Source organism: Paenibacillus sp. Marseille-P2973, assembly GCF_018101095.1.
Lineage (GTDB): Bacteria > Bacillota > Bacilli > Paenibacillales > Paenibacillaceae > Fontibacillus > Fontibacillus vini.
Map to the genome: position 1 here is coordinate 505,465 of NZ_JAGQEH010000003.1, position 22,996 is coordinate 528,460.

Sequence of the window (22,996 nt, forward strand, 5' to 3'; positions counted from 1 at the left end):
CATAAGGTTGAATCGGTACCATGACATAAAAGAAGTACATAACGGGCATGGTCTAAATAGAGGATGCCTAAACAGGGTGGAGGTCACGATTCATGGATTGGAACGAAATTATGAGTAAGGAAGAGCATTCATTCTGGGGTCTATTGGGAATGAAGCTGATTTCTGCAGACAGCAGCCGGGTTGAGATCGGATTGACGGCAGGGGATCAACACCTGAATTCGATGGGAATCGTTCACGGCGGAGTTTTGTCATCGATGATGGATCAAGCCATGGGTACGCTGGTGGCTGCGATTAGAAAAGGCACCCAAGGGGTAACGACTCATTTGAACGTCAATTTTCTAAGCGCTATGCGCAAGGGAGAACTGGTTGCTTCGGCGTTTCTGTTGCATGAAAGTCAGCGCACGATGACCCTGCGCGCGGAAGTTCGTAACGAAGAAGGAACACTCGCCTGCATCGCTACGGCAACATTTCGTCTGCCGCGCGAGCGGAGTGAAAGTACGAACTAGTTCATCTTATATAAATAATTATTAACATGATTAATTATCTGGAACGCCATGTTCATGCGTGAACAAAGCGTTATCATATGACTGATGTGGTGATCGTAATGAGCAATAAGAAGCAGCAAGCCGAGCCGGAGGATGAAGTACAAAAATACCGGACGCCGGACGGCATACCGGCTGATATTGTCATGTTTACCTTGACCAGGCAGGAGCGGAAAGCATCCACGAAATCACTGCCTCGCTTTGACCTCAAAGTCATGCTGATTCGCCGCAGAAGCTGGCCGTTTGCCGGCGCTTGGGCGCTTCCGGGCGGATTTTCCCAGGAGGATGAGTCCCTCTTTGAGACGGCGCGCCGGGAGTTGAAGGAGGAGACCGGGGTAGACGGCCACCATCTGGAGTATTTGGGTGTCTACAGCAAGCCGGGACGGGATCCTCGCGGATGGATTATATCGCACGCTTTCTTTGCGCTGGTGGAGGAATGGGTGCTGGAAAAACGCCAATCGGCGGATGACGCGCAGGAGGTAGGTTTGTTTACGGTGCGGGAAGCCCTGGAAGAGCTGGATCTGGCTTTTGACCATCGCGAAATTTTGGAGGATGCTTACCGGAGAATTCAACAGCAAATGCTGCAAACGACGATTGCCAAGCAGTTTTTGCCGCCGCATTTTACGTTGGGTGAGCTGTACCAGGTTATTCAAACCGTGGTTCCGGATTTTGCCGAGCTTAACTTTATTCGTAAAATTACCTCAACGCGCAGCCGTCAAGGCATTTTGGAAGAAGTGCGCGATGAGAACGACAAACCGATGCTGTCCAACCAGTATTCGCAACGTCCGGCGCAGTTGTACCGGTTTACCGATTTCACGCCGCAACTGTCAATCTACACTTAGCCCCAACCAGTTGGGCTATACATACTCTATTTAAGGAGTTTAAAAGAGAGAACCATTGTAATCTATTGGATAATGCTGCCCTTTCTGTCATCAGGACAGCCAGAGAGGATGAGACATCATGCTGAGCGAACATTTGGCACTGCATACGGATAAATATCAAATTAATATGATTTATGCGCACTGGATTCATGGAAGCCATAACCGTAAGGCTGTTTTTGAAGCCTATTTCCGTAAACTTCCTTTTGGTAACGGATATGCCGTGTTCGCGGGATTGGAGCGGATAGTCCATTACATCCGGAATTTGCGCTTTACCGAGAAAGACCTTGCTTACTTGGCCGAACAGGAAGAAAATTATAAGCCTGAGTTTTTGCAACTGCTGCGGGACTTTTCTTTTCGCGGGACGCTGTTGTCGTTAAAAGAAGGGGATTTATGCTTTCCGAATGAGCCGCTGATCCGGGTGGAAGGCACCATTATGGAGACGCAGTTGATTGAGACGGCTTTACTTAACTTCATGAATTTTCAGACCCTGATCGCTACGAAGGCCTCGCGAATCAAACGGGTAGCGGAGAACGACGTGCTGCTTGAATTCGGATCGCGACGTGCACAGGAAGCCGATGCAGCGGTTTGGGGAGCGCGAGCCGCTTACATTTCCGGTTTTGACGCAACATCGAATTTGCTCGCCGGCGAAACCTTCGGCATTCCAACCAAAGGTACGCATGCCCACTCCTGGGTGCAGATTTTCGATTCCGAACAGGAGGCATTTGAGCTTTATGCCAAAGCGCTGCCGGATTACGTCTCCCTGCTGGTCGATACCTTTGACACGCTTGAAAGCGGGGTTCCCCATGCGATCCGGACGGCCAAGCAATTGGAATCCGAAGGCAAGCGGCTCGGAAGTATACGACTGGATAGCGGCGACCTCGCCTACCTGTCCGTTCAGGCCCGAAAAATGCTTGATGAGGCGGGTTTGCCCTATGTGAAGATTGTGGCTTCTAATGATCTGGACGAGAACACGATCTTCAACCTTAAGGCTCAGGGAGCCAAGATCGATGTCTGGGGCGTAGGGACTCAACTGATCACAGCGGCGGACCAGCCGGCATTGGGCGGGGTATACAAGCTTGTGGAACGCGAACGGAACGGAGTCATGGAGCCGACGATCAAAATTTCCGGCAATCCCGAAAAGGTAACTTCGCCGGGGAAAAAGGATGTGCTCCGCATCGTCAGCAAGGAGAGCGGTAAAGCTATTGCCGACTATGTCTGTCTGCCGCATGAAGAACAGGCTCGTTCCGGCGGAAAGCTGCGCCTGTTCGATCCCGTACATCCTTATCTGAAGAAGTCGGTGAAGGATTATGAAGCGGTCCCGATGCTGGAGCCCATTTTCGTAGAGGGTGAACTGGTGTATGATCTTCCGGATTTGGAGGAGATCCGCACCTATCATCAGGCCCAGCTAAATATGTTCTGGCCCGAGTACCTGCGCAAGCTGAATCCGGAAATCTACCGGGTCAATCTTAGCCAGGAAGCCTGGGAATTAAAACAAAAAATGATCGAGGAGCGAATGAGCCACCTGGATGAGTAAAAGAAGAGGTTGCCCCGATAGTCTGAACAAGACTGTCGGGGCTTTTTCTATGCTTGGAAATGACTATAAATTATTTCTCGGGAAAGCGCAGGAATCGAGTTTTTCGGATATTTCGGGAGCTTTATTCGACATGTTTTGATCGACAATCAGCATCATATATGACAACCAACGCACAATTGTATTTTGAGATTGTCCATATGACTTTTGTTACATTCGTCACACTGTTTCTATGATAAATTGAAACATTAAATAAGGATTATTTTTGTGAGACTTAAATTTTACTCATTTTACGTCGTTATGATTTCACAGTGACGAAGAAGGGAGTCAAACGCGTGGTACATTTGCCGAAACTGAACGAACTCGGTTTTTTTGAAATCCGCCTTGAATCAATTGGAGGGCTCGGAGCTAACCTTGCCGGAAAAATGCTGGCTGAAGCCGGAGTGGAGGGCGCTGGTCTCAATGGGGTCAGCTTCTCGTCCTATGGTTCTGAGAAAAAAGGCTCGCCGGTAAAAGCCCATATTCGCTTTTGCGATTTGGAGACTTCCATCCGGGATACGTCTCCGGTAGAAAGACCGCATATCGTTAGTATTTTTCAGGAAGCGCTCGCGAAGACGGTTAACGTGATCAGCGGGATTTATGAGGACAGCACCGTGCTTGTAAATTCGCGCAAAACACCGGAACAACTGAAAGAAAGAATGAAGCTCATCGGCGGAACGATTGCCGTCATCGATGCGACCGGAATTGCGCTGGAAGAGAAGAACCGCGTCAATATGGCGATGTTGGGGGCGATGTTCCGGTTATGTCCGTTTCTGGACCCAGAAACGATGAAGGGTGTCATCCGCAAGTCGCTTGAAAAGAAATACCCGCAGACGGTAGCGCCGGCTTTGGCGACATTTGAACGCGGATATCAAGAAGTGGTCTTCCAGACGTTTGCTCTGCCTGAAGGAGCAAGTATGCCAGCCTTTGTACGGGCGGACACGCCGGTTCTAGGGTATGAGACTCAGCCGCTTGGGGGACTGATCGTGAACCCCGGCAACAGCATCCTGAAGGATCTCAGCATTTCCCGCTCAGGGATGATGCCTCACTTCAAAGAAGAATCATGTATCCATTGCGCCCAATGTGACAACGTCTGTCCGGACAATTGTTTTGTCTGGGAAGAGCTGCCGGACAAGAAAGGCCGTCCGCAAATGTTCGTGAAGGGAATCGACTATCAATATTGTAAAGGCTGTCTGAAGTGCATTCACGCCTGCCCAACGGACGCGCTGTCCGGGGAACGTGAGGAAGACAATTATGCCGATGAGCATCGTGTTCCTCACTTATTCGATTTAGTGGTCCAATAATATATTCGGAAGGGCGGTATACCTGCATGGCGATCAATTTGGAAAAAGAACGCAGAACGGCCAAGGTGGAACAACGCGTCGTTTTTGAGTCGGGTAACGAGATGGCGGCCTACGCCGCCCAGCAAATCAATTATCATATCATGGGCTATTTTCCGATTTCACCATCCACGGAAGTAGCTCAATTTCTGGATCTTATGAAGGCGAACGGCCAGCATGACGTTAAACTGATTCCCTCGGACGGAGAACACAGCTCCGCAGGGATTTGTTTTGGGGCATCGACCGGTGGCGGGCGCGTATTTAACGCGACCAGCGCTAACGGTTATATGTACATGCTGGAGCAAATGCCGGTACAGTCGGGGACCCGTTTCCCTATGGTCATGAATCTGGTTTGCCGGTCCGTCTCCGGTCCTCTTAATATCCACGGGGACCATTCGGATTTGTATTTTGCGTTGAACACAGGCTGGCCGATTCTGATGTGCCGTGATCCTCAAGCCGTTTACGATATGAATATCATGGCGATCAAGCTGGCCGAGGATCCGGAGGTCCGTTTGCCGGTGCTCGTAGCCTCGGACGGTTATTTCACATCTCATCAAAAACGGAGAGTCAGCACGTTCGCCCATAGCGAAGACGTGCTCAAATTCGTCGGAGAGACCCCGCCGGCCGGATTCCTGCATACGCTGGACCGGAACAATCCGATTACCGTCGGTCCTTATATGAATGAGCCTGATTATATCAACAACTGTTATCAGCAGTCGCAAGGCATGTATAACGCGGAGCGGGTGTTTGAACGGATTGCGGACGAATATGCGGAATTGACAGGCCGTGAATATCCGATGCTGGATCTTTACCGCATGGAGGACGCTGAAGTGGCCGTGTTCCTGATGAATTCGGCTTCGGAGATCATCAAGGATGTCGTTGATGAACTGCGTCGTCAAGGGATCAAGGCGGGCTCCATCGCGCCGAACGTCATTCGCCCGTTCCCGCAGAAGCAAATCGCAGAGGCGCTGAAACATGTCAAGGCGGTGACGGTCGGTGACCGTGCCGACTCTTATGGCGCTCATGGCGGGAATATGACGAATGAGATCAAAGCGGCCTTGTTCACTTACGGAAATCACTCGACCAAGGTGGTTAGCCGGGTTTACGGGCTTGGCGGCAAAGAATTTTATGCCGAGGACGGACATCATTTGTTCTCTCTGGCAATCGACGCCGCTAAGCAAGACCGGGTTGAGGTGCCGTTCGATTATTACGGGCATACGCCTGGCGACAAAGAAAAGGCGCCGAAGCGCATGATGAATCCGCTCCGGTTTGAAGATTTGAAGACCGGGCTGATTACGGTGACCCGGAATGAAGAAACCGGCAAGCTCGGCGTCCGGATTCCTCCGCTTCGGGCTTTAACCAAGAAACCGAAACGGATTGCACCGGGGCACGGGGCATGTCCGGGCTGCGGTATTTTCTCAGGTCTGGAGCTGTTCTTTAAAGGTATCGAAGGCGACATTGTTGCGCTGTTCCATACCGGCTGCGCCATGGTGACTACGACCGGGTATCCGTATTCGTCCCACAAAGCGACTTACATCCATAACCTGTTCCAAAACGGAGCGGCTACGCTGTCCGGATTAGTGGAAATGTTCTGGGAGCGCAAACGCAGAGGCGAGTTCGATAAGCTCGGATTAAGCGATGACTTTACCTTTGTCATGGTGACCGGAGACGGTGGTATGGACATCGGGATGGGACCGGCGATCGGCGCGGCATTGCGGAATCACCGGATGATCATTGTGGAATACGATAACGAAGGATATATGAATACAGGTGCGCAGTTGTCTTATTCGACGCCGCTCGGTCACCGGACATCGACTTCGAATCTCGGTTCTGCACAGCAAGGGAAAGTGTTCCATCACAAGGATACGGCGCAAATCATGGCGGCGACGAATATCCCTTACGTATTTACGGGAAGTGAAGCGTATCCGCAGGATCTCGTGAAGAAAGCGGCGAAAGCCCAATGGTATGCGCAGAATGAAGGCCTTGTTTATGGTAAAATATTAATAGCGTGTCCGCTCAACTGGATCAGTAAGGACGATGAGGGAACTAATATCGTGGATGCAGCCGTAAATTCCTGCTTCTTCCCGCTATATGAGGTAGAACATGGACAAACGGCAATTACGTACAATCCGGACGATAAAGGTAAACGGGTACCGTTGACCGACTGGTTGAAAACGATGGGCAAAACACGCCATCTGATCAAGCCGGAGAATGAAGTAGCGCTCAAGTCCTTTGAGCAGGAAGTGGAACGCCGCTGGCAGGTATTGCTGGCCAAACATGAGCATCCATATTTATAACAAATTCATGATATAAAATATCGATTACGGCAAATACCAGTTACCGTACTTATCACCTGAGGAGGAAGTCAACATGGAGCAATTTCGGGCATTTCGCGTGCATAAGGATGAATCGGGATTCCGGTCGGGAACGGAGTCAATTACCTTGGAAGACCTGCCGGAAGGAGACGTTGTTGTTCGTGTCCATTATTCCAGTGTCAACTACAAGGATGGTTTGGCATCGATTCCTGACGGAAAAATAGTAAGGCAGTATCCGTTCATTCCCGGAATTGATCTGGCAGGCGTGGTGACGGACTCCCGGGACGAACGGTTCCGTATCGGCGACTTTGTGCTGTGTACGGGTTATGGGCTTGGCGTCAGCCACGAAGGCGGGTTCGCCGAGTTCGTCCGCGTTCCGGCGGATTGGCTGGTTCCGCTGCCGAAGGGCTTATCGCCGCTGGAGGCGATGGGTATTGGTACAGCCGGCTTTACGGCAGCCTTGTCGGTGGAGCGCCTGTTGGCGAATGGACTGGCACCGGATAGCGGTCCGGTGCTGGTCGCAGGGGCGACCGGCGGCGTCGGCAGCATGGCGGTATCGATCCTGAGCAAGCTCGGCTTTGAAACGGTTGCCGTGACCGGCAAGTCCGGACTGACGGACAAGCTGCTGGCGCTCGGCGCAAGCCGGGTGCTTAACCGGACGGAAGCGGAGTCCGGTGCGAAAGGAGCGCTCGGCAAAGAGCAGTGGGCCGCCGTTGTCGATCCCGTTGGCGGGGCCGTTACCGGCGATTTGCTGAAGAGCGTACGTTATGGCGGTTCGGTCGCTCTGTCCGGCATGGCTGCCGGAGGAAACTTCGATGCCACGGTTTATCCGTTCATTTTGCGGGGCGTCAACCTGCTTGGCATCGATTCCGTGCTCTGCCCGATGAAGCTGCGACTGAAGCTGTGGGAGCAGTTGGCCGGAGTGTGGAAACCGGAAACGGCACTTGCAGATTGGATTACGGTATATGAGCTTGACCGGCTACCGGAGGCATTAGCTACCGTATTGGGCGGTAAAGCGGAAGGCCGCCAAGTGATCTCACTGTTGCCATAGCGGTTCGCGGTTATTTGCTGGCCTTGGTATAAAATGGTCGCCGAAGAGGTATTCTAACACCATCGAAGGATGCGAAGCCAACCTTGAAAAGGAAGGGATAGCTATGAGATGGTGGGCGATAGGCCTGGGATCATTGCTGGCGCTGACTCTCACTGCAGGCTGCAGTGAGGGCGGAAAGCGGATGGCCAAGGATGAATTGGATATGTATAATATGAAAAGTTATGCGGAAGGTAACCAACGCCAATTGAACAGCGGCACTACGCTGAATACCGCGCTTCTCAAAGCATTAAAAGCGGAAAGTTCCAAACGAAGCATCCGGCTTACGCATGAAACGTATGCGGAAGGCCTTGACGGCAATATCAGCTACAGTTATTTCATTAACGGCGATGCTCGTCATTTTGTGATCGTACATGTTTATCCGAGCGAAAGCGACCGGGTCCGGGAAATCGGTGAAATGTATGGAGCCATTAATGGATCGACTAAAGCCGCTGCGGCTTCCGAGACATCCGTAATTTCTGAGAAGGGCAACGCCGCGCTTGTTTATGCTTCAAGCGGTATTCAAAAAAGCAAATACAGCGAGGACATTAAAGCTGTGTTTAAATCAGTGCTGGACGGAATGAACTTGCAGCCCAATCGCTAATAAATAAAATCCCTCTTCCAAGGAATGAATGTTACCCATGGAAGAGGGATTTTTTTAGTTGCTGAAGTTATTTGACCTGGCATTACTTTTACTTTTTATAAATTTCTCGCATGACATGCCGCAGCTCGGGCAAGATGATTTTTTCCATGGCCAGCTTTACGGCCCCTTGCGAACCCGGCATTGAGAATACGGCCATATTTCCGATCGTTCCGGCGATGGCTCTGCTTAAAATGGCGGCAGGACCGATATCCTCGGTGTAGCTTAAATAACGGAATATTTCTCCGAACCCAGGAAGCTCTTTATTCAGCAGGCTTCGAACAGCTTCGTAAGTTGTATCGCGCGGGGCAATCCCCGTACCACCGGTAAGCAGCACGGCTTCGATTTCCCGGCTGGATACCGCTTCGCGCAACAATTGACGGATGCCGTCATATTCGTCCTTCACGATCGTGTATCTGACAACTTTATAACCATGCGCATTAAGGAGTTCCTGCATCAACTGGCCGCTCGTATCATTCTCTACGGTCCGCGTATCGGATACAGTCACTACCATGCAGGCCACTTCCTGAGGCGCTTCGCTGCGATGCTCATCAACGGATTTCATTTCGCTCATATCCTTTCTGGATGTAGGATCGGTATATATACTTTACCACAAACCGCTAAAAACGTTCACTTCGGTCTGGTGCAGGGACATCTATTTCTGCCCAGGCCGTCATGAAAGTTGCATGAACCGGCGGCTTGGTGTAAACTCGCTTTCATGGAAAGAGGATGGATTGACGGAGGAATGCAAAATGGAAAGAGACATTGACAAAGAAAAAAGTGAAATGACACCGGTATATATTTTGTCCGGTTTTCTAGGAAGCGGTAAAACGACTTTGCTTCAGCGGCTGATTGCATACTGGAAGGATCTCGGATTGAAGCCGGCGGTCATTATGAATGAGATCGGAGAGGTCAATCTGGACGGCCAGCTCGTCGATGAGGAGGTGCCTATGGCCGAAATGCTTGGCGGATGCATCTGTTGTACGATCCGGGGAGATTTGAGTATGCAGTTATACGAACTGATCAAGGGGGATCAGCCGGATCTGGTCGTAATTGAGGCGACGGGAGCAGCCAACCCGATGGAGATTTTTGATGCGGTCACGGAATCTTCCCTTTACTTGAAGCTGGACATCCGTCCCATGATTACAGTCGTTGACGCAGCCCATCTGGCAGAGCTCTATTCGTCGCAGCAGGGAAAGACGTACCGTCTGATGCTTGATCAAATCCGCTGCGGTTCGGACTTGATTCTGAACAAAATCGACCGGATCGAGCCCGGGCAGCAGCAGGAAATGAAGGACCTGCTTACCCGGTTGAATCCTTTTGCCCGCATCATTCCGGCCGTTAAATGCGAAGTTGACTTGCCATCTTTGCTGGAGAACGGTACGCGGATTGAGCATGTTCATGATCATGTATCCGGAAAAGAGGAGGATCATGATCTTCTTAAAAAACATGACCACCACCATGACCATGACGTACACTCGCATGCATCTCATGAACATGTGACCGTCTATACCCATTATTTTTCCGGTCCGGTAGACAGTGTGGAGTTTGAACAATTTATTAAGGACCTGCCCCGGGAAATTTACAGAGGCAAAGGGATATTACAATTTTCCGATACGTCGAGCCGGTTTTTGTTTCAATATGCGTACCGGGAAGCCGACTACCTCAAAATCACCCCGCAGGGCGACGTTCCGGATGTGGCGGTGTTCATCGGCGAACACTTTGACAAGGTGGCGCTGGCCGAACAATTGAAAGCAATGGAGAAAGAAGCCGGGCAATCGGACTAACCAACAACAGACAGGGTATTATTTCCTATCCGTTTCAGGATCTCGCGATAAAGGTAATACATAAATGAGCGTGTTTACACTTGCAACTCATCATCGGGAGGTTATTTGAACTATGATCCAAGAAAAATACCGTGAATGCATCGATGCTTGTCTCCAATGTATGAATGCATGTAATTACTGCTATGTATCCAGTCTTAAAGAATATGAACTGGCAATGTTGAGAGATTGCATCCGTTTGGACCGGGAGTGCGCCGACATTTGCGCTTTCGCTGCCGAGGCTTTGTCCCGGAATACGCCGTTTGCGATGGAAATTTGCGAACTGTGCGCGAAAGCGTGCGATGCTTGTGCAGAGGAATGTGAAAAGCATGAGCATGAGCATTGCAAAGCATGTGCGGAGGCTTGCCGGCGTTGCGCCGAGATTTGCCGTAAAATGAATACTGCCGCTTAAAAGGCTGGATCATGACAGCTGGAAAGCCCGGATTTTCCTACCGTTTCAGGGAGGTGAATCCGGGCTTTTCGTTTATTAAATGGGGGAATCGGGTATTATATTACTGCTTTTTCACAGTGAAGGGAGATTTCGCCATGGAGAAAAAACCAACCGATTCCTCAGCATCATTCGTACCTTACATCTCCGCATCCCGAACCCTGCCCGAATTAACTGCAGTGGCGATCAGTTTGGGGATTGTGCTAGCGGTCGTGTTTGCGGCGGCTAACGCTTATTTGGGACTGAAAATCGGTTTGACGGTCAGCGCCTCGATTCCGGCAGCCGTAATTTCTCTGGCGGTACTCCGTGGTTTGTTCCGCAGAAAGTCGATACTGGAGAACAATATCGTCCAAACGATGACTACGGCCGGAGAGGCCGTAGCTGCAGGCGCAATTTTTACGATTCCGGCGTTGTATATGTGGGACTTGAATCCGGGTCAGCAAATGATCAGCTTCATCGTGCTGGTAGGCGGGTTTCTCGGGGTGGCCATGATGGTGCCGCTGCGCCGGCTGCTGATCGTGAAGGAACATGAAACCCTGCCTTATCCGGAAGGGACGGCGTGCGCCGAGGTGCTGGTTTCCGGTGAGACGGGGGGACGTAGCGCCCGCATGGTGATGCTCGGGTTTGGCGTCGGAGGACTGGTGAAAGCGCTAGGAGACGGATTGATGTTGTTTCGAACCGAGATCGAGACAGCGGTATTCAAATTTAAAAATGCAGTAATCGGCATGGATACTTATCCCGCCTTACTGGGTGTCGGGTATATTATCGGCCCGCGCATTGCCGGACAAATGCTGGCAGGAGGGATTTTGGCCTGGCTGGTGCTTATTCCAATGATCGGTTTCTTCGGGGCTGGAGCCACGGGATCGATCGCTCCCTCACAAACCCCGATCAGCCAACTTGACGCTTGGGGAATTTGGGGCGATTACATTCGATATATCGGAGCCGGTGCGGTAGCCGCAGGAGGGTTGATCACGCTGGTGAAGACCCTGCCGATGCTATTCAGCTCGTTGGCAGCCACCTTGCAGGGCTTAGCAACACGCGGTGACGAGAAGGTAACCCTGGACCGGACTAACCGGGATATTCCGGCCAAATGGGTATTTGCGCTCATTCTTGTACTCATCATTTTGCTGGCGTTTGACCCGATTACGAAAGTCGGGATATTAGGCGCCGTAGCCATCGCCTTGTTCGGATTTCTATTCGTTACGGTCGCTTCACGGATTGTCGGACTAGTCGGCAGTTCGTCTTCTCCCGTCTCCGGGATGACCATCGCCACCTTGCTAATCGTGACCGTCCTGTATAAGCTCACAGGCGTATCGGGAACCGCCGGTATGGTGACGGCTCTTACTGTAGGCGCGATCGTTTGCGTGGCTCTAGCGGTAGCTGGAGACATCTCGCAGGATCTCAAAACCGGTTATCTGGTTGGTGGCACACCATGGAAGCAGCAGGTTGCCATGATGATCGGCGTGCTTGTATCCGGTCTGGTCATCGGGTTTATTTTGAATGTGCTAAATGCATCTTATGGCTTAGGTTCGGAGCAGCTGCCCGCCCCAAAAGCCGTGTTGATGCGGTTGATTGTAGAAGGAATCATGGCCGAGAATCTGCCTTGGGATCTGATTTTTATCGGGGTTGCCGCAGCGATTGTATTTGAATTTCTTGGGTTGAATTCGTTGACTGTGGCTGTGGGCATTTATTTGCCGGTTCATGTCAGCACTCCGATTATGGTCGGCGGTTTAGTACGGTGGTTCGTAGAATTCATATCCCGTCGTAACGAAGGCTTGCTGAAGAGCCGGATCGAGACAGGAACGCTGCTGGCTTCCGGCTTAATTGCTGGAGAATCTCTGGTCGGCGTCATAATTGCGATCCTGATTTGGGCGGGTGTTCAGGTTCCAGGTACATTGGCCGTACAGAATCACCTGCTTCCATTTATCGTGTTCCTGGCTGTAACGATCCTGCTAACGGTGATTTCGCTTCGCAGCAAAGACGGGATTACTCAAAAAAGTTAGGAGGATGATGTAATGGGTCGAAGAACTAAACGTCCGGTCAGTAATTTACTTGAAATGATTCCATTGCTCCGTCCTCATCTCGATACAGTAGAAGACGATGAGGGAAAAGTAACACTGTTGTTGCCGAGAACCAGCTGGCTGGAGCGGCAATCCATCCGTTATTTGAAACAGCCAGCCTGGATAAAGGTTCATTTGGATGAGCTCGGAAGCAGCGTGGTATCTCATTGCAATGGACAGTATACCGTTGCCGAAATCGCATCGAACATCAAACGAAAATTTGGTGCAGAAGCGGAGCCGCTGCATCCCCGTTTGAGCAAATATTTGGAGGTCCTGGAGGCCAACGGCTGGCTAACCTGGCTTCAATCTGAAGCTGATGACGGCGAAGCGTCCGCCGGAGGGTGAGGATATTATCCAGTCTGTATATTTAATTTATAAGGAAAAAATATGCAACCTTTCTTATAATTCCTGCGTCTAGGGGGCAGAGGTGATTCCACATGAAAAAGAATAAGCTGAACGCAGTGGCCGCTTTGGTCTTGTCCGGCTCTTTGCTGCTTGCTTCATCGGCATCGGCTTTTAACGATGTCCACGGACAGGATGCAAAAATTACTGAGTCGCTGCAACAAAAAGGTGTAATCCAAGGTATTTCCAAAGACAAGTTCGTTCCCAAAGGCAAGCTGACCGGAGCTCAAGGCGTTTATATGATCGTCCAGGCACTCGGGTTGGAAGGGAAAGAAGGTAAGAAGAATTCAAATAAGCACCACGGTAAAAATTCATGGTATTACTCAGCTCAAAAAGCATTAGAAGACCGCGGAATCAAGCTGCCTGACAAATTCAAATGGAACGGCGAAATTTCGAAGGAACAGTTCGCTTATATTCTGGATCAGGCGATATCTTCAACCGGGAACTATCCGATGATCAAAATGTATATCGACGTAAAAGATGCGGATCAGGGAAATGTTCTCTACTCGGGCAGTATTCAAAGATTGCTTCTGATGAAAATTACCGAGCTGGATGATAAAGGAAAGTTCTATCCAACTTCCCCGCTGACTCGCATCGAAGCGGCCAGAATGGTCTACAATGCGGCCGAGTATGTGAAGGAATTTAAAGAAAACGAAGAAAAAAACCGCCAAAACGTGTCAGTTAGCGTGGAGCGGATCAACGATCAGGTCAACAAGGTGACTTTGACCCGGTATCAGCAGCCTCATCCCGGATATGGGATTCGGGTGGCCAAGGTAGAATTCACGAAGCAGAACAAAGCGATCGTATATTATGAATTGCTGTCTCCGGACCCGGATATGATGTATCCTCAGGTCATTACGGATTCCAAGACTGAAACCTATGTATCAAATCAGTATACCGTTGAGATTGAGCAGTTGAAATAACAAGCAAAATCAAGGAAAGCCGCTCTGCGAGTTTAGTTGAAGACTCGCAGAGCGGCTTCTTTCTTGTAATTATGTATGGCGCGACGTTGTCAATCCGGGATTGTAGGCAATCCCCTCGATCATTAGCAAGCAATCCTTATCAAAAAACTCCGTGGTGTCGGTTATTCTTGCGGGATATTGATCTTGTGCAAAATAATCGCAGAAAATTTGTTCCATGGCAGGCAAATTCTCAATATGCTTCAAATGGACTGAAACTTGGACGATCTGATCCAACGAAGTAGCGCATTGCTCAAGCGTGTTCTTTAAATGAACAAATACATCGCGAATCTGTTCCTCGAACGTATCGCCAAAACCGCGATGCAGTCCGATGAATACATAATCTCCGGCAGCTACCGCCGAGGAATAACTGAACGGAGTAGATATTCTCTGAATCATGCTAACTCCTCACCTTCAATTAGAATGGAAATACAAGTAAATTATAGAACAAATGTTCTTGTTTCACAGTGATATTATTGATAGACAAATAAAAACCCAGCTGAAGAGAGGCTTCTAGGCCTCATCTCCGACTGGGTTTGTAAATTATATGCGATTTACGGCCGGCAGCATTGCTATGCCGGTTGCTTCCGGTGCTTCGGCAGCAGCCCCAAGCTGAAGCCGGTACATTTGATAATAGCGTCCGCCGAGCGCCAGCAATTCCTCGTGGGTGCCGCGTTCGACAATTTCGCCGCGGTGCAAGACGAGGATCTGATCTGCCCCGCGGATCGTGGACAAACGGTGGGCGATAATAAATGTCGTCCGCCCGCGTTTGAGCACTTCGAGCGCGGATTGAATCAGCGCCTCGGTTTCCGTATCGATGTTGGCGGTAGCTTCATCGAGAATGAGGATCGCCGGATCGAAGGCCAGCGCCCTGGCAAACGAGATCAGCTGGCGTTCGCCTGCGGACAGGGTGCTGCCTTTTTCCACGACCGGCTCATCCAGCCCTTTAGGCAGATGCGATAGAATCCGCATTGCGCCTACATCCTCTAAAGCTTTCTGGACCGTCTCGCGTGAAATGCGCTCGTCGCCCAGGCTCACGTTCGAAGCAATCGTGCCGGTAAAAAGGTAAGGGTCTTGCAGCACGATCCCCATATGCTGGCGGATCCACTGCTTCGGCAAGTCGATTACAGGTTGACCGTCGATCGTGATGATTCCTTTTTGAGGATCATAGAACCGGAACAGCAGGTTGATGATCGAGCTTTTGCCTGAACCGGTATGACCGACCAGGGCCACGGTTTGGCCTTGCTTCGCTTCGAAGGAAATGTTCTTCAACACGTAATCGCGCTTGTAGGCGAAAGAGACGTTTTTAAATTCCACATTACCTTTGTAGCGCGGCATAGATCCGTCGGTTACGGGTTCGCCCGGTTCATCCATTAGCGTGAATACGCGTCCGGCGGATACGAGGGACGAGTCCAGAGCCGCAAGCTGGTTGACCATCCCGGTAATCGGCTGGAACAGCCGGCCGAGCACGTCGACGAAAGCATACAGCACACCGAGGGAGATGATGCCCGCGCCTGTCAGCTGCGCAGATCCGAAGTACCAAAGTACGACGGCGAAGGAGAAGCTGCGAATTACATTAACCAGGTTGTGCGATGTAAATGCGTTCAAATTCAGCATTTTATTCTGATGCTTCATGTAATCGTCGTTCAGGTTTTCGAACTCTTCCTTGGTCTGCGCTTCGCGGCGGAAGATCCGGATGATCGACATGCCTTGAATCGATTCGTTGATGATGGCATTAATCTCACTCAGCCGGGAGCGGATGATCGTATTGTATTTGGTCGCAAACTTCCGGTACAGCACCACCCACAGCCAGATGATCGGTACAACGAATAGACAGATCAGGCCGAGTCTGACATCCAGTAAGAATAGAGCTACATAGACTCCCAGCATATTGATGATGCCCGAGAAGAAGTTGGATAGGACGGCGATAAACAAATCCTTGACCGCCTCCGTATCGTTCGTGACCCGGGAGACGACTTTACCTGCCGGCAGGTTGTCGAAGAAATGAACCGGCAGGCGCTGAATATGCGCGTACACATCCATCCGCAGCTTCTGAATAACTTTGTTGGCCGAGGATTGGAGCCAGTAGGTTTTTCCGAATTCCATGATGATCGAGATCGCCAAGAAAACGAAATACCAGCTGACCAAAGTGAATATTCCCGGAACCTCGGGTTTGTAAAAAGCAAATACCTCGGAAGCCGTCAGCTTTTGAGCCGGGTATTCGGTGACCTTGCCGTTATGGTTGAAGGTCAGCACGCCGTCCTTGAAGCTGCGATCGCCTGATATTTCGGCTACGGCAGCGTTTACGAAGACAAATGACTTGCCGACCTGCAGCACACGGGCTTCGGCCCCGCGTGCTTCTCCATCTGCAAACCGGTCGCCGCGTTTGTAGTAGCGACCGTCATAAGAAACGGTTTTGTCGCCGGCAGCCGCTGTTTCAAAAAAAGGCTTCTCGATCGCCAGCATATGATCGTCGATCATCGTCCGGGCGATAAACGGGCCGGCCAGTTCGGCGGCTACGCCGATCGCCAGCATGATGAGCGCCAGAATAAATGTATTTTTCGCCGTTAGGGCGTATTTGAACAGTGATTTTCCCGTATGGGTGTGCATCTTAGGACACCTCCCCGTCAGTCAGGTTCGATTCGACCTGCTGGCGTTCGTATTGTTCGCGGTACCATCCGTTCTGCTGAAGCAGTTCTTCATGAGTACCTTGCTCGATAATTCGCCCTTTTTCCAGCACCACGATCCAGTCGGCATGTTCGATCGCCGACAAGCGGTGGGTGGAGATCAGGGTTGTTTTGCCGGAGCGTTTGCTCCGGATATTCTCGATGATCCGGGCTTCCGTCCGGGCATCGACCGCGGACAAGGCGTCGTCGAGAATCAGGATGTCGGGATCGGCGATAAAGGCTCTCGCCAGCGAGACGCGCTGCTTCTGTCCGCCTGAGAGGGCGACGCCCTTCTCGCCGACGAGCGTATCCAGTCCGTCGGACAGCGTTCCTAGATCCTGGTCGAAGGCAGCGGTGCGAATCGCTTCCATAATGACATCATCCGATGCGCCGGAGCGTCCGAATTGGATGTTCTGCCGTACCGTTTTGGAGAACAAGACTTGTTCTTGCGGAACGTAGCCGATCCAGCCATGAAGGCGGTTCAGTGTGATTTGGCCGATCGGTACACCTGAAATGACCAGTTCTCCGGTACCGGACGGATATTCGTGCAGCAATTGTTTCAATAGCGTCGACTTCCCGCTGCCGGTTCTGCCGACGATACCTAGCGTTTCGCCGCGCTGGATCGACAGGTCGATATTCTCCAGATTGTTGATCGTCGAGGTAGGATACCGGAAGGTTACATCCTTGAATTCAATGCTCTCCGGTACAGCCACTTCGACCGGATGCTCGGGATCCTGTACATCGGGCCGAACATTCAGCGTTTCGTTTACGCGGTCCAGCGAGGCGCCGCCGCGCTGCATTACATTGATCAGTTCACCGATGGCGAACATCGGCCAGATCATCATCCCCAGGTACATATTGAAAGATACGAGATCGCCCAGGGTCAATTCATTATGAAATACGAGATAAATGCCATAAGTCAATCCGATCGCATAGCTGAGTCCTACGAACAGGCGGATGGTCGGTTCAAAGTAGGCGTCCACTTTGGCCACCGCCAGGTTCTTTTTATACACGTCATTCGTGATGTCCGCAAACCGTTTCTCATCATTCCGTTCCTGAACATAGGCACGGATTACGCGAATACCGGCCACGGATTCCAGCACCTGATCGTTCATGTCTCCGAACGCGTCTTGTGCGAGGGTGTATCGCTCATGAATGATCTTTCCGTAAATTTTCATCGCCAGGGCGATAAAAGGGAGAGGAATGATCGCGGCCAAAGTCAGCTTCCAGCTGATCAGCGTGCTCATGGCGATAAAAATAACCGAAAGGTAGGCGGTGGAGTCCGTCAGCGTCAGCATACCGAACCCGACCGTCCCGGCTACGGAACGAAGATCGTTCGTTGCCCGGGCCATTAAGTCCCCGGTACGGCTACGCTCGAAGAACGGCGGAGTCATGCCAAGAAGATGGTTCATAAAGCGGGTGCGGAGCAGGCGCTCTACCAGGTTGGAGCCACCGAACAATTTATGCATCCATATGTACGTTATCAGGTAAATAATAGCGAGCACCGCGATGATGAGCAGAATGTAGGTGGTCAATGATGACCAGGTAACGGTGCCAGTGGCAATGTTGTCAATGGCTTTACCGAGCAGCCTGGGTGGGGCAAGTTCCAGGACTCCCGCCAAAATCAGCAGGACAAGGCCGATCACGTAGCGCCTCTTTTCCCTTTTAAAGAACCATCCCAAATTTTTAAGCACTGCAAACATAGTGAGGTTTCCTCCTTTTTCTATTCCGAAATAACCCGTGAAGCCGAAAAAACAGCAAAAAAGGCACATCGTCCGAAAACGATATGCCTTAATAATTCAGAACATATGAATGCGTACGCTACTTCAATTCGAAGTAACCGCCGCCAAGAATGAAAAAGCTGCTTTCCCAGATGCTCATTGGCCACGAAAGGTCGGATCAGAACGCTTTCAAAGCCGGTCGGGTTACTTCGGTATTCAGTTGTGTGTATGTCGCATGATCAAATGCGCTCTGATTAAACATCTTAAACACCGTCGTCACCCTTTCTTAGTTAATGGTAATAAATTCAATTGCTGATCTCGTATGTTTGAGATTTTAACACCCGTTTTGTAAAGGTGTCAATTTATTTTTTTGCAAAAATGCCGGTTTGGTCTAAAATGAAGAGAGTATAGGAGGGATTACACATGATCGAAATATCGAGAGACGCCGCCAACTGGTTTAAAAAAGAGCTGAGCTTAGAAGAAGGACAGACCGTGCGGCTATTCGCCAGATACAGCGCGGGAGGTAAGATTCACCCCGGCTTCTCATTGGGAATTCAGGTCGAAGAACCGGTGTTTCCGGGCCTTTCCTCCACGGTGGAGGGAATCACGTTTTTTATGGAAGAGCATGACCAATGGTACTTGGACGGTCATAAGCTGAAGGTTGTTTATAATGCTGCCGAAGACGATATTGATTATGAATATGAGAATTGAGGCAGAAAAATAAGTGTTTTCTAATGCAATAGGCCGTACCCGGATCGTGGGACGGTCTTTTGCTTTTTTATAATGGAAAAAAGAATTCTATATCTTAAGCCCTAATTTTCTAATTTTTATCTTTATTTTCAAAGGGTTCCATACCTTCCATGACGAAAAAGAGAGATTGGGTATTTACTATTCGTTGTTATTGAACGGAGGCTTATCGTTGGACATCAGGCAGATTCTGAAATTTATTTTTCCTGAATATCAGATTATCGAATCGGTTCGTAAACATGGGTTTATAGCGAAAAAGTCGACAGCAGAATCAAGTTCCGTGAAGCCGATCGCATCCATACCGGGGTCCTCGGCGGATCCGGGGATGCATAACGAAGGGGAAGCGGCCGCCTCAGGCTGCGGGAACGATAAAATTCCTTACAGCGGAACGATCAGGGATACCGTGACGGCTGACTCGCTGGATAAGAGCATTGCATTCGCCAAAGAGGATGTCCTCCGGCAGTTTATCGGGCAGCGACCGGCGGTGGAGCATTTGTTTATTGCGATGAAAAGACCGTTTGTGAGCGGGTTTGACGGAGATAAACCGAGAAATACGCTGTTTCTTATCGGCGGGGAAAGCATGGGGAAGCAAACGTTGGTGAACACGGCCGTTGCTGCTATGAAGGAGCAGAAGCTGCTCAGCTATGAAGTCCCGTCCCGGATCGACCTCGGATTATATCCCGCATTGTCCGACAAGGGGCTCTTCCTCTCCGACTTATATAAGGCGATGTATACCAACTCTGATGTTGTCGTCGTTGAGCGATTCGAGTTGGCTCACAAGGCTTTTATTGATGTTCTCTCAGGACTGATCGTACAAGGGAAATACCAATTAGGCGCACGGTACGCGATGCAGAACAACGTCCTCGTGGAGGCGACCGGAGTGCTGGCCCATAACTCGGTCAGTGAGCTTTCCGCGAACGGGAAATTTTTCGTGTTTGTTACGGGCAGCTCCAAGAGCCGGATTGAAGAGGCGTGGAGCCCGAAAGTGATGGAGGTCGTAGGGGACTTGATCCGGTTTGAGGATTATTCGGAGCAGGATATTCGTGCAATAACGTTAAAGCTGCTGCGGGATATGGAATTGCGCTGCAAGAATCAGCTGTCGCTCCGCGTGGGTTTTACCGACAATTTCGTCGCTTGCTGCAGTTCCCGGTTCAAAAAAACGACAGGAATCAGAGCGATCGAGGAGTACATATTCAATTTTATATATAAAGCTTTATCCGATTACAAATTAAGAAATCCGCTGCCCCCAATGACGGAGGCTAGTCTTGATTATGTCGCGGGACGGCCGCTGGTTCGTTTAAACACAGGAGCCGCTGTGATTACAACGGTGGATCTGTCGGAGTCCGAGTGGTTTCCGGACAAAACGAACGCGCAAATCGACGAAGTCCGCAAAGAATTAAACGCCGTGGTCGGTCTGGATAAGGTCAAAGAATATGTGTATAGCCTGGAAAACCACGGAAAGGTCCAGCATATGCGGGAAGAGGCGGGCTTCTTATCGTCATCCATTACGAGGCATATGATATTTACGGGGAATCCCGGTACGGGCAAAACGACCATTGCCAGAATCGTCGCAAAATATCTTAAGGCGATCGGAGTGTTGTCGACAGGCCAACTGCGGGAAGTCAGCAGGGCGGACCTGGTCGGACAATATACCGGACAAACGGCCAAGCAGACGAATGACGTGATTCAAGCCGCGTTGGGCGGCGTTCTTTTTATAGATGAAGCCTATGCGCTGTGCAGGGATAAGCATGATACTTACGGACAGGAAGCCGTTGATACACTGGTCAAGGCGATGGAGGATCACAGGGATGATCTCGTCGTTATTCTGGCCGGATATCGTGATGAAATGGAGCGTTTCCTCAAAACAAACAGCGGGCTGAAATCAAGGTTCCCGGTACAGATCGAATTCGAGGATTACACGGCTGAAGAAATGGCCGCGATCGCGGAAATAACGGCGGCTTCCAAGGGATACCGTATTAGCGAGTCATGCCAAGGGCAGCTGCTTGAACTATTTGAGAAGAGCCAGATCAAGGGAAGGAATGACGGCGGCAATGGCCGGCTGGTCCGAAATGTGATTGAAGGGGCCATTTTGGAGCAGGGCAAGAGGATTGCACAAGCTGCAAACCCCGAAATGGATCTTCTCTGCCCCGAGGATTTCCGATTTGCAGACAAAACGGTGTTTGATCTGGAGCAGTCGTTGTCCGAAATTATCGGCTTGGAAGAAGTTAAGGATTTTCTCCGCATTCAGTATAAACTTTTGCTGGCTAATGAAAAAAGAAAGCAGGCAGGAATCACGGTCGATTCCTCCCAATCGCTGAATATGGTATTCACGGGTAATCCGGGAACCGGCAAAACGACAATGGCACGAGTTGTCGCGAATATGGTTAGAGAAATGGGGCTGCTGAAGCAGGGTCATCTGGTGGAGACGGACCGCAGCGGACTTGTCGCGGAATATGCCGGGCATACGCCGAAAAAGACCGAAGAGGTATTCCGCAGCGCGTTGGGCGGCGTGTTATTTATTGATGAAGCTTATACATTGAAAGATAACGGAAGCGGGTATGGGAAAGAGGCGATCGATACCCTGGTGAAGCTGATTGAGGATTACCGGGGTGAAATCGTCGTTATTTTGGCCGGGTACAACAAGGAAATGACGGATTTTATGAAATCCAATTCGGGTCTCGCCTCCAGATTCCCTTTGACCATTGAGTTTCCTGATTACAGCGGCGATGAACTTTACCGGATCGCTTTGAAAATGATCGCCGAGAAAGGCTTTACCCTGACGGAACCGGCCAAAACGATGCTGTATGATCAATTGATGGCAGCTAGGAAGGCAGCCTCCGCGCATACCGGGAATGCCAGAATGGTTCGTAACCGGATTGAGAACATCATGCGGAACCAATCGGCAAGGGTGGCCGATCAGGACGACGTTACCGTACAGGGATTGACGGAAATTATCGAGACGGACATTCAACCGGAGAAGACGGGCGATACCGGTTTTGATCTTGAACAATCGCTCTCCGGGATCGTAGGACTGGATGAGGTCAAAGACTATGTGCGGAGTCTGCACGCAAGGTTGAAGATGGAGAATGAACGCAAAAAGCTGGGCCTTGGAAAAGAACAGCCGCAAACCTTCCATATGATTTTCATGGGGAATCCCGGCACGGGCAAAACGATGATGGCACGGACAATTGCACATGTGCTCTATCATATGGGAATCGTCAAAACAAGCAAGCTGGTCGAGACCGACCGCTCCGGCCTGGTAGCGGGCTATGTGGGACATACGGCGTTAAAAACCACGCATGTCGTAAACGAGGCACTGGACGGAGTACTGTTCATTGATGAGGCGTATGCGCTTGCGAAGGGGAGTGAACAGGATTACGGGCGGGAAGCGATCGATACGCTGGTGAAACTGATGGACGATCACAGGGAGCGGCTTGTTGTGATTTTAGCCGGTTACGGGGAAGAGATGATGGAGTTTTTGGCGACCAATCCTGGCTTGAAATCCCGCTTTCCAAACATTATCGAATTTCCGGATTACTCGCCCGATGAGCTCATGGTCATCGCGGAAGGCTTTTATTCTTCAGGCAGCTTCGTTCTCAGCAGCGAAGCAAGAGAGAAGCTTTACCGGGTATTTGAACATGCCGTAACGCAAGAATCCTTCGGCAACGGACGATATGTCCGAAATGTGGCCGAACGCTCGGTCAACCGCCAGGCGCTCCGTTTGACCGCCAAGCCGGAAATCTATAAAGAAGAGCTGGTAGTCATCGATGCTGCCGATATTGAGGAGGTATAGCA

General features: G+C 50.6%; 18 protein-coding genes. 14 read left to right on the forward strand and 4 right to left on the reverse strand.

Annotation, left to right across the window (positions count from 1 at the left end; genetic code table 11):
- Window positions 1–92 precede the first annotated feature (92 nt).
- The 7 genes from KB559_RS09300 to KB559_RS09330 all read left to right on the forward strand — a co-directional run bounded on the left by KB559_RS09300 (window position 93) and on the right by KB559_RS09330 (window position 8,339).
- Window positions 93–506 carry a PaaI family thioesterase gene (locus KB559_RS09300; protein WP_211021431.1) on the forward strand — a complete coding sequence of 138 codons (414 nt, stop codon included), beginning with the start codon at window positions 93–95 and terminating at the stop codon, window positions 504–506.
- Between the two features lie 98 nt (window positions 507–604).
- The gene (locus tag KB559_RS09305; RefSeq protein WP_211021528.1) at window positions 605–1,384 is read left to right on the forward strand and encodes an NUDIX domain-containing protein; all 780 of its coding nucleotides are present in this window, start codon (window positions 605–607) and stop codon (window positions 1,382–1,384) included.
- Between the two features lie 118 nt (window positions 1,385–1,502).
- On the forward strand, window positions 1,503–2,957 hold the full coding sequence (locus KB559_RS09310; protein WP_211021432.1) for a nicotinate phosphoribosyltransferase: 1,455 nt from the start codon (window positions 1,503–1,505) through the stop codon (window positions 2,955–2,957).
- Between the two features lie 332 nt (window positions 2,958–3,289).
- Window positions 3,290–4,297, forward strand: coding sequence for a 2-oxoacid:acceptor oxidoreductase family protein (locus tag KB559_RS09315; protein ID WP_211021529.1), 1,008 nt, complete (start codon window positions 3,290–3,292; stop codon window positions 4,295–4,297).
- Between the two features lie 26 nt (window positions 4,298–4,323).
- Window positions 4,324–6,630: a thiamine pyrophosphate-dependent enzyme gene (locus tag KB559_RS09320; protein WP_211021433.1), complete on the forward strand. Its 2,307-nt coding sequence runs from the start codon at window positions 4,324–4,326 to the stop codon at window positions 6,628–6,630.
- Window positions 6,631–6,703: 73 nt separating this feature from the next.
- A complete protein-coding gene (locus KB559_RS09325; protein ID WP_211021434.1) occupies window positions 6,704–7,699 on the forward strand; it encodes an acrylyl-CoA reductase family protein in 996 nt (331 codons plus the stop codon).
- 103 nt (window positions 7,700–7,802) lie between these two features.
- Window positions 7,803–8,339 carry a hypothetical protein gene (locus KB559_RS09330; protein WP_211021435.1) on the forward strand — a complete coding sequence of 179 codons (537 nt, stop codon included), beginning with the start codon at window positions 7,803–7,805 and terminating at the stop codon, window positions 8,337–8,339.
- Window positions 8,340–8,427: 88 nt separating this feature from the next.
- Here the strand turns inward: KB559_RS09330 and KB559_RS09335 are convergent, their stop codons facing one another.
- Window positions 8,428–8,940, reverse strand: a complete 513-nt coding sequence (locus KB559_RS09335) for a MogA/MoaB family molybdenum cofactor biosynthesis protein (protein ID WP_211021436.1) — start codon at window positions 8,938–8,940, stop codon at window positions 8,428–8,430.
- A 187-nt stretch (window positions 8,941–9,127) separates the two neighbouring features.
- Between KB559_RS09335 and KB559_RS09340 the strand changes: the two genes are divergently transcribed.
- The 5 genes from KB559_RS09340 (at window position 9,128) to KB559_RS09360 (ending at window position 14,031) form a co-directional block, all read left to right on the forward strand.
- Window positions 9,128–10,162 carry a CobW family GTP-binding protein gene (locus tag KB559_RS09340; protein ID WP_247681669.1) on the forward strand — a complete coding sequence of 345 codons (1,035 nt, stop codon included), beginning with the start codon at window positions 9,128–9,130 and terminating at the stop codon, window positions 10,160–10,162.
- Window positions 10,163–10,274: 112 nt separating this feature from the next.
- Entirely contained in the window at window positions 10,275–10,610 is a 336-nt protein-coding gene (locus KB559_RS09345) for a four-helix bundle copper-binding protein (protein WP_211021437.1), read from the forward strand.
- A 134-nt stretch (window positions 10,611–10,744) separates the two neighbouring features.
- Window positions 10,745–12,649 carry an OPT family oligopeptide transporter gene (locus KB559_RS09350; protein WP_211021438.1) on the forward strand — a complete coding sequence of 635 codons (1,905 nt, stop codon included), beginning with the start codon at window positions 10,745–10,747 and terminating at the stop codon, window positions 12,647–12,649.
- 12 nt (window positions 12,650–12,661) lie between these two features.
- On the forward strand, window positions 12,662–13,051 hold the full coding sequence (locus tag KB559_RS09355) for a PqqD family protein (protein ID WP_244861429.1): 390 nt from the start codon (window positions 12,662–12,664) through the stop codon (window positions 13,049–13,051).
- A gap of 92 nt (window positions 13,052–13,143) precedes the next feature.
- Window positions 13,144–14,031, forward strand: coding sequence for a protease complex subunit PrcB family protein (locus KB559_RS09360; RefSeq protein WP_211021439.1), 888 nt, complete (start codon window positions 13,144–13,146; stop codon window positions 14,029–14,031).
- 69 nt (window positions 14,032–14,100) lie between these two features.
- Here the strand turns inward: KB559_RS09360 and KB559_RS09365 are convergent, their stop codons facing one another.
- From KB559_RS09365 to KB559_RS09375, 3 genes are all read right to left on the reverse strand, one after another.
- Window positions 14,101–14,466 (reverse strand): RidA family protein, encoded by a 366-nt coding sequence (locus KB559_RS09365; protein ID WP_211021440.1) that lies wholly within the window; start codon window positions 14,464–14,466, stop codon window positions 14,101–14,103.
- A 144-nt stretch (window positions 14,467–14,610) separates the two neighbouring features.
- Window positions 14,611–16,677: an ABC transporter ATP-binding protein gene (locus tag KB559_RS09370; RefSeq protein ID WP_211021441.1), complete on the reverse strand. Its 2,067-nt coding sequence runs from the start codon at window positions 16,675–16,677 to the stop codon at window positions 14,611–14,613.
- A gap of 1 nt (window position 16,678) precedes the next feature.
- Complete coding sequence (locus KB559_RS09375; RefSeq protein ID WP_211021442.1) at window positions 16,679–18,436, reverse strand: ABC transporter ATP-binding protein; 1,758 nt, start codon at window positions 18,434–18,436, stop codon at window positions 16,679–16,681.
- Between the two features lie 441 nt (window positions 18,437–18,877).
- On the opposite strand from KB559_RS09375, the gene KB559_RS09380 reads away from it, so the two are divergent.
- Complete coding sequence (locus KB559_RS09380; protein WP_211021443.1) at window positions 18,878–19,165, forward strand: HesB/YadR/YfhF family protein; 288 nt, start codon at window positions 18,878–18,880, stop codon at window positions 19,163–19,165.
- A gap of 208 nt (window positions 19,166–19,373) precedes the next feature.
- Window positions 19,374–22,994, forward strand: coding sequence for an AAA family ATPase (locus KB559_RS09385; RefSeq protein WP_211021444.1), 3,621 nt, complete (start codon window positions 19,374–19,376; stop codon window positions 22,992–22,994).
- Window positions 22,995–22,996: the final 2 nt, after the last annotated feature.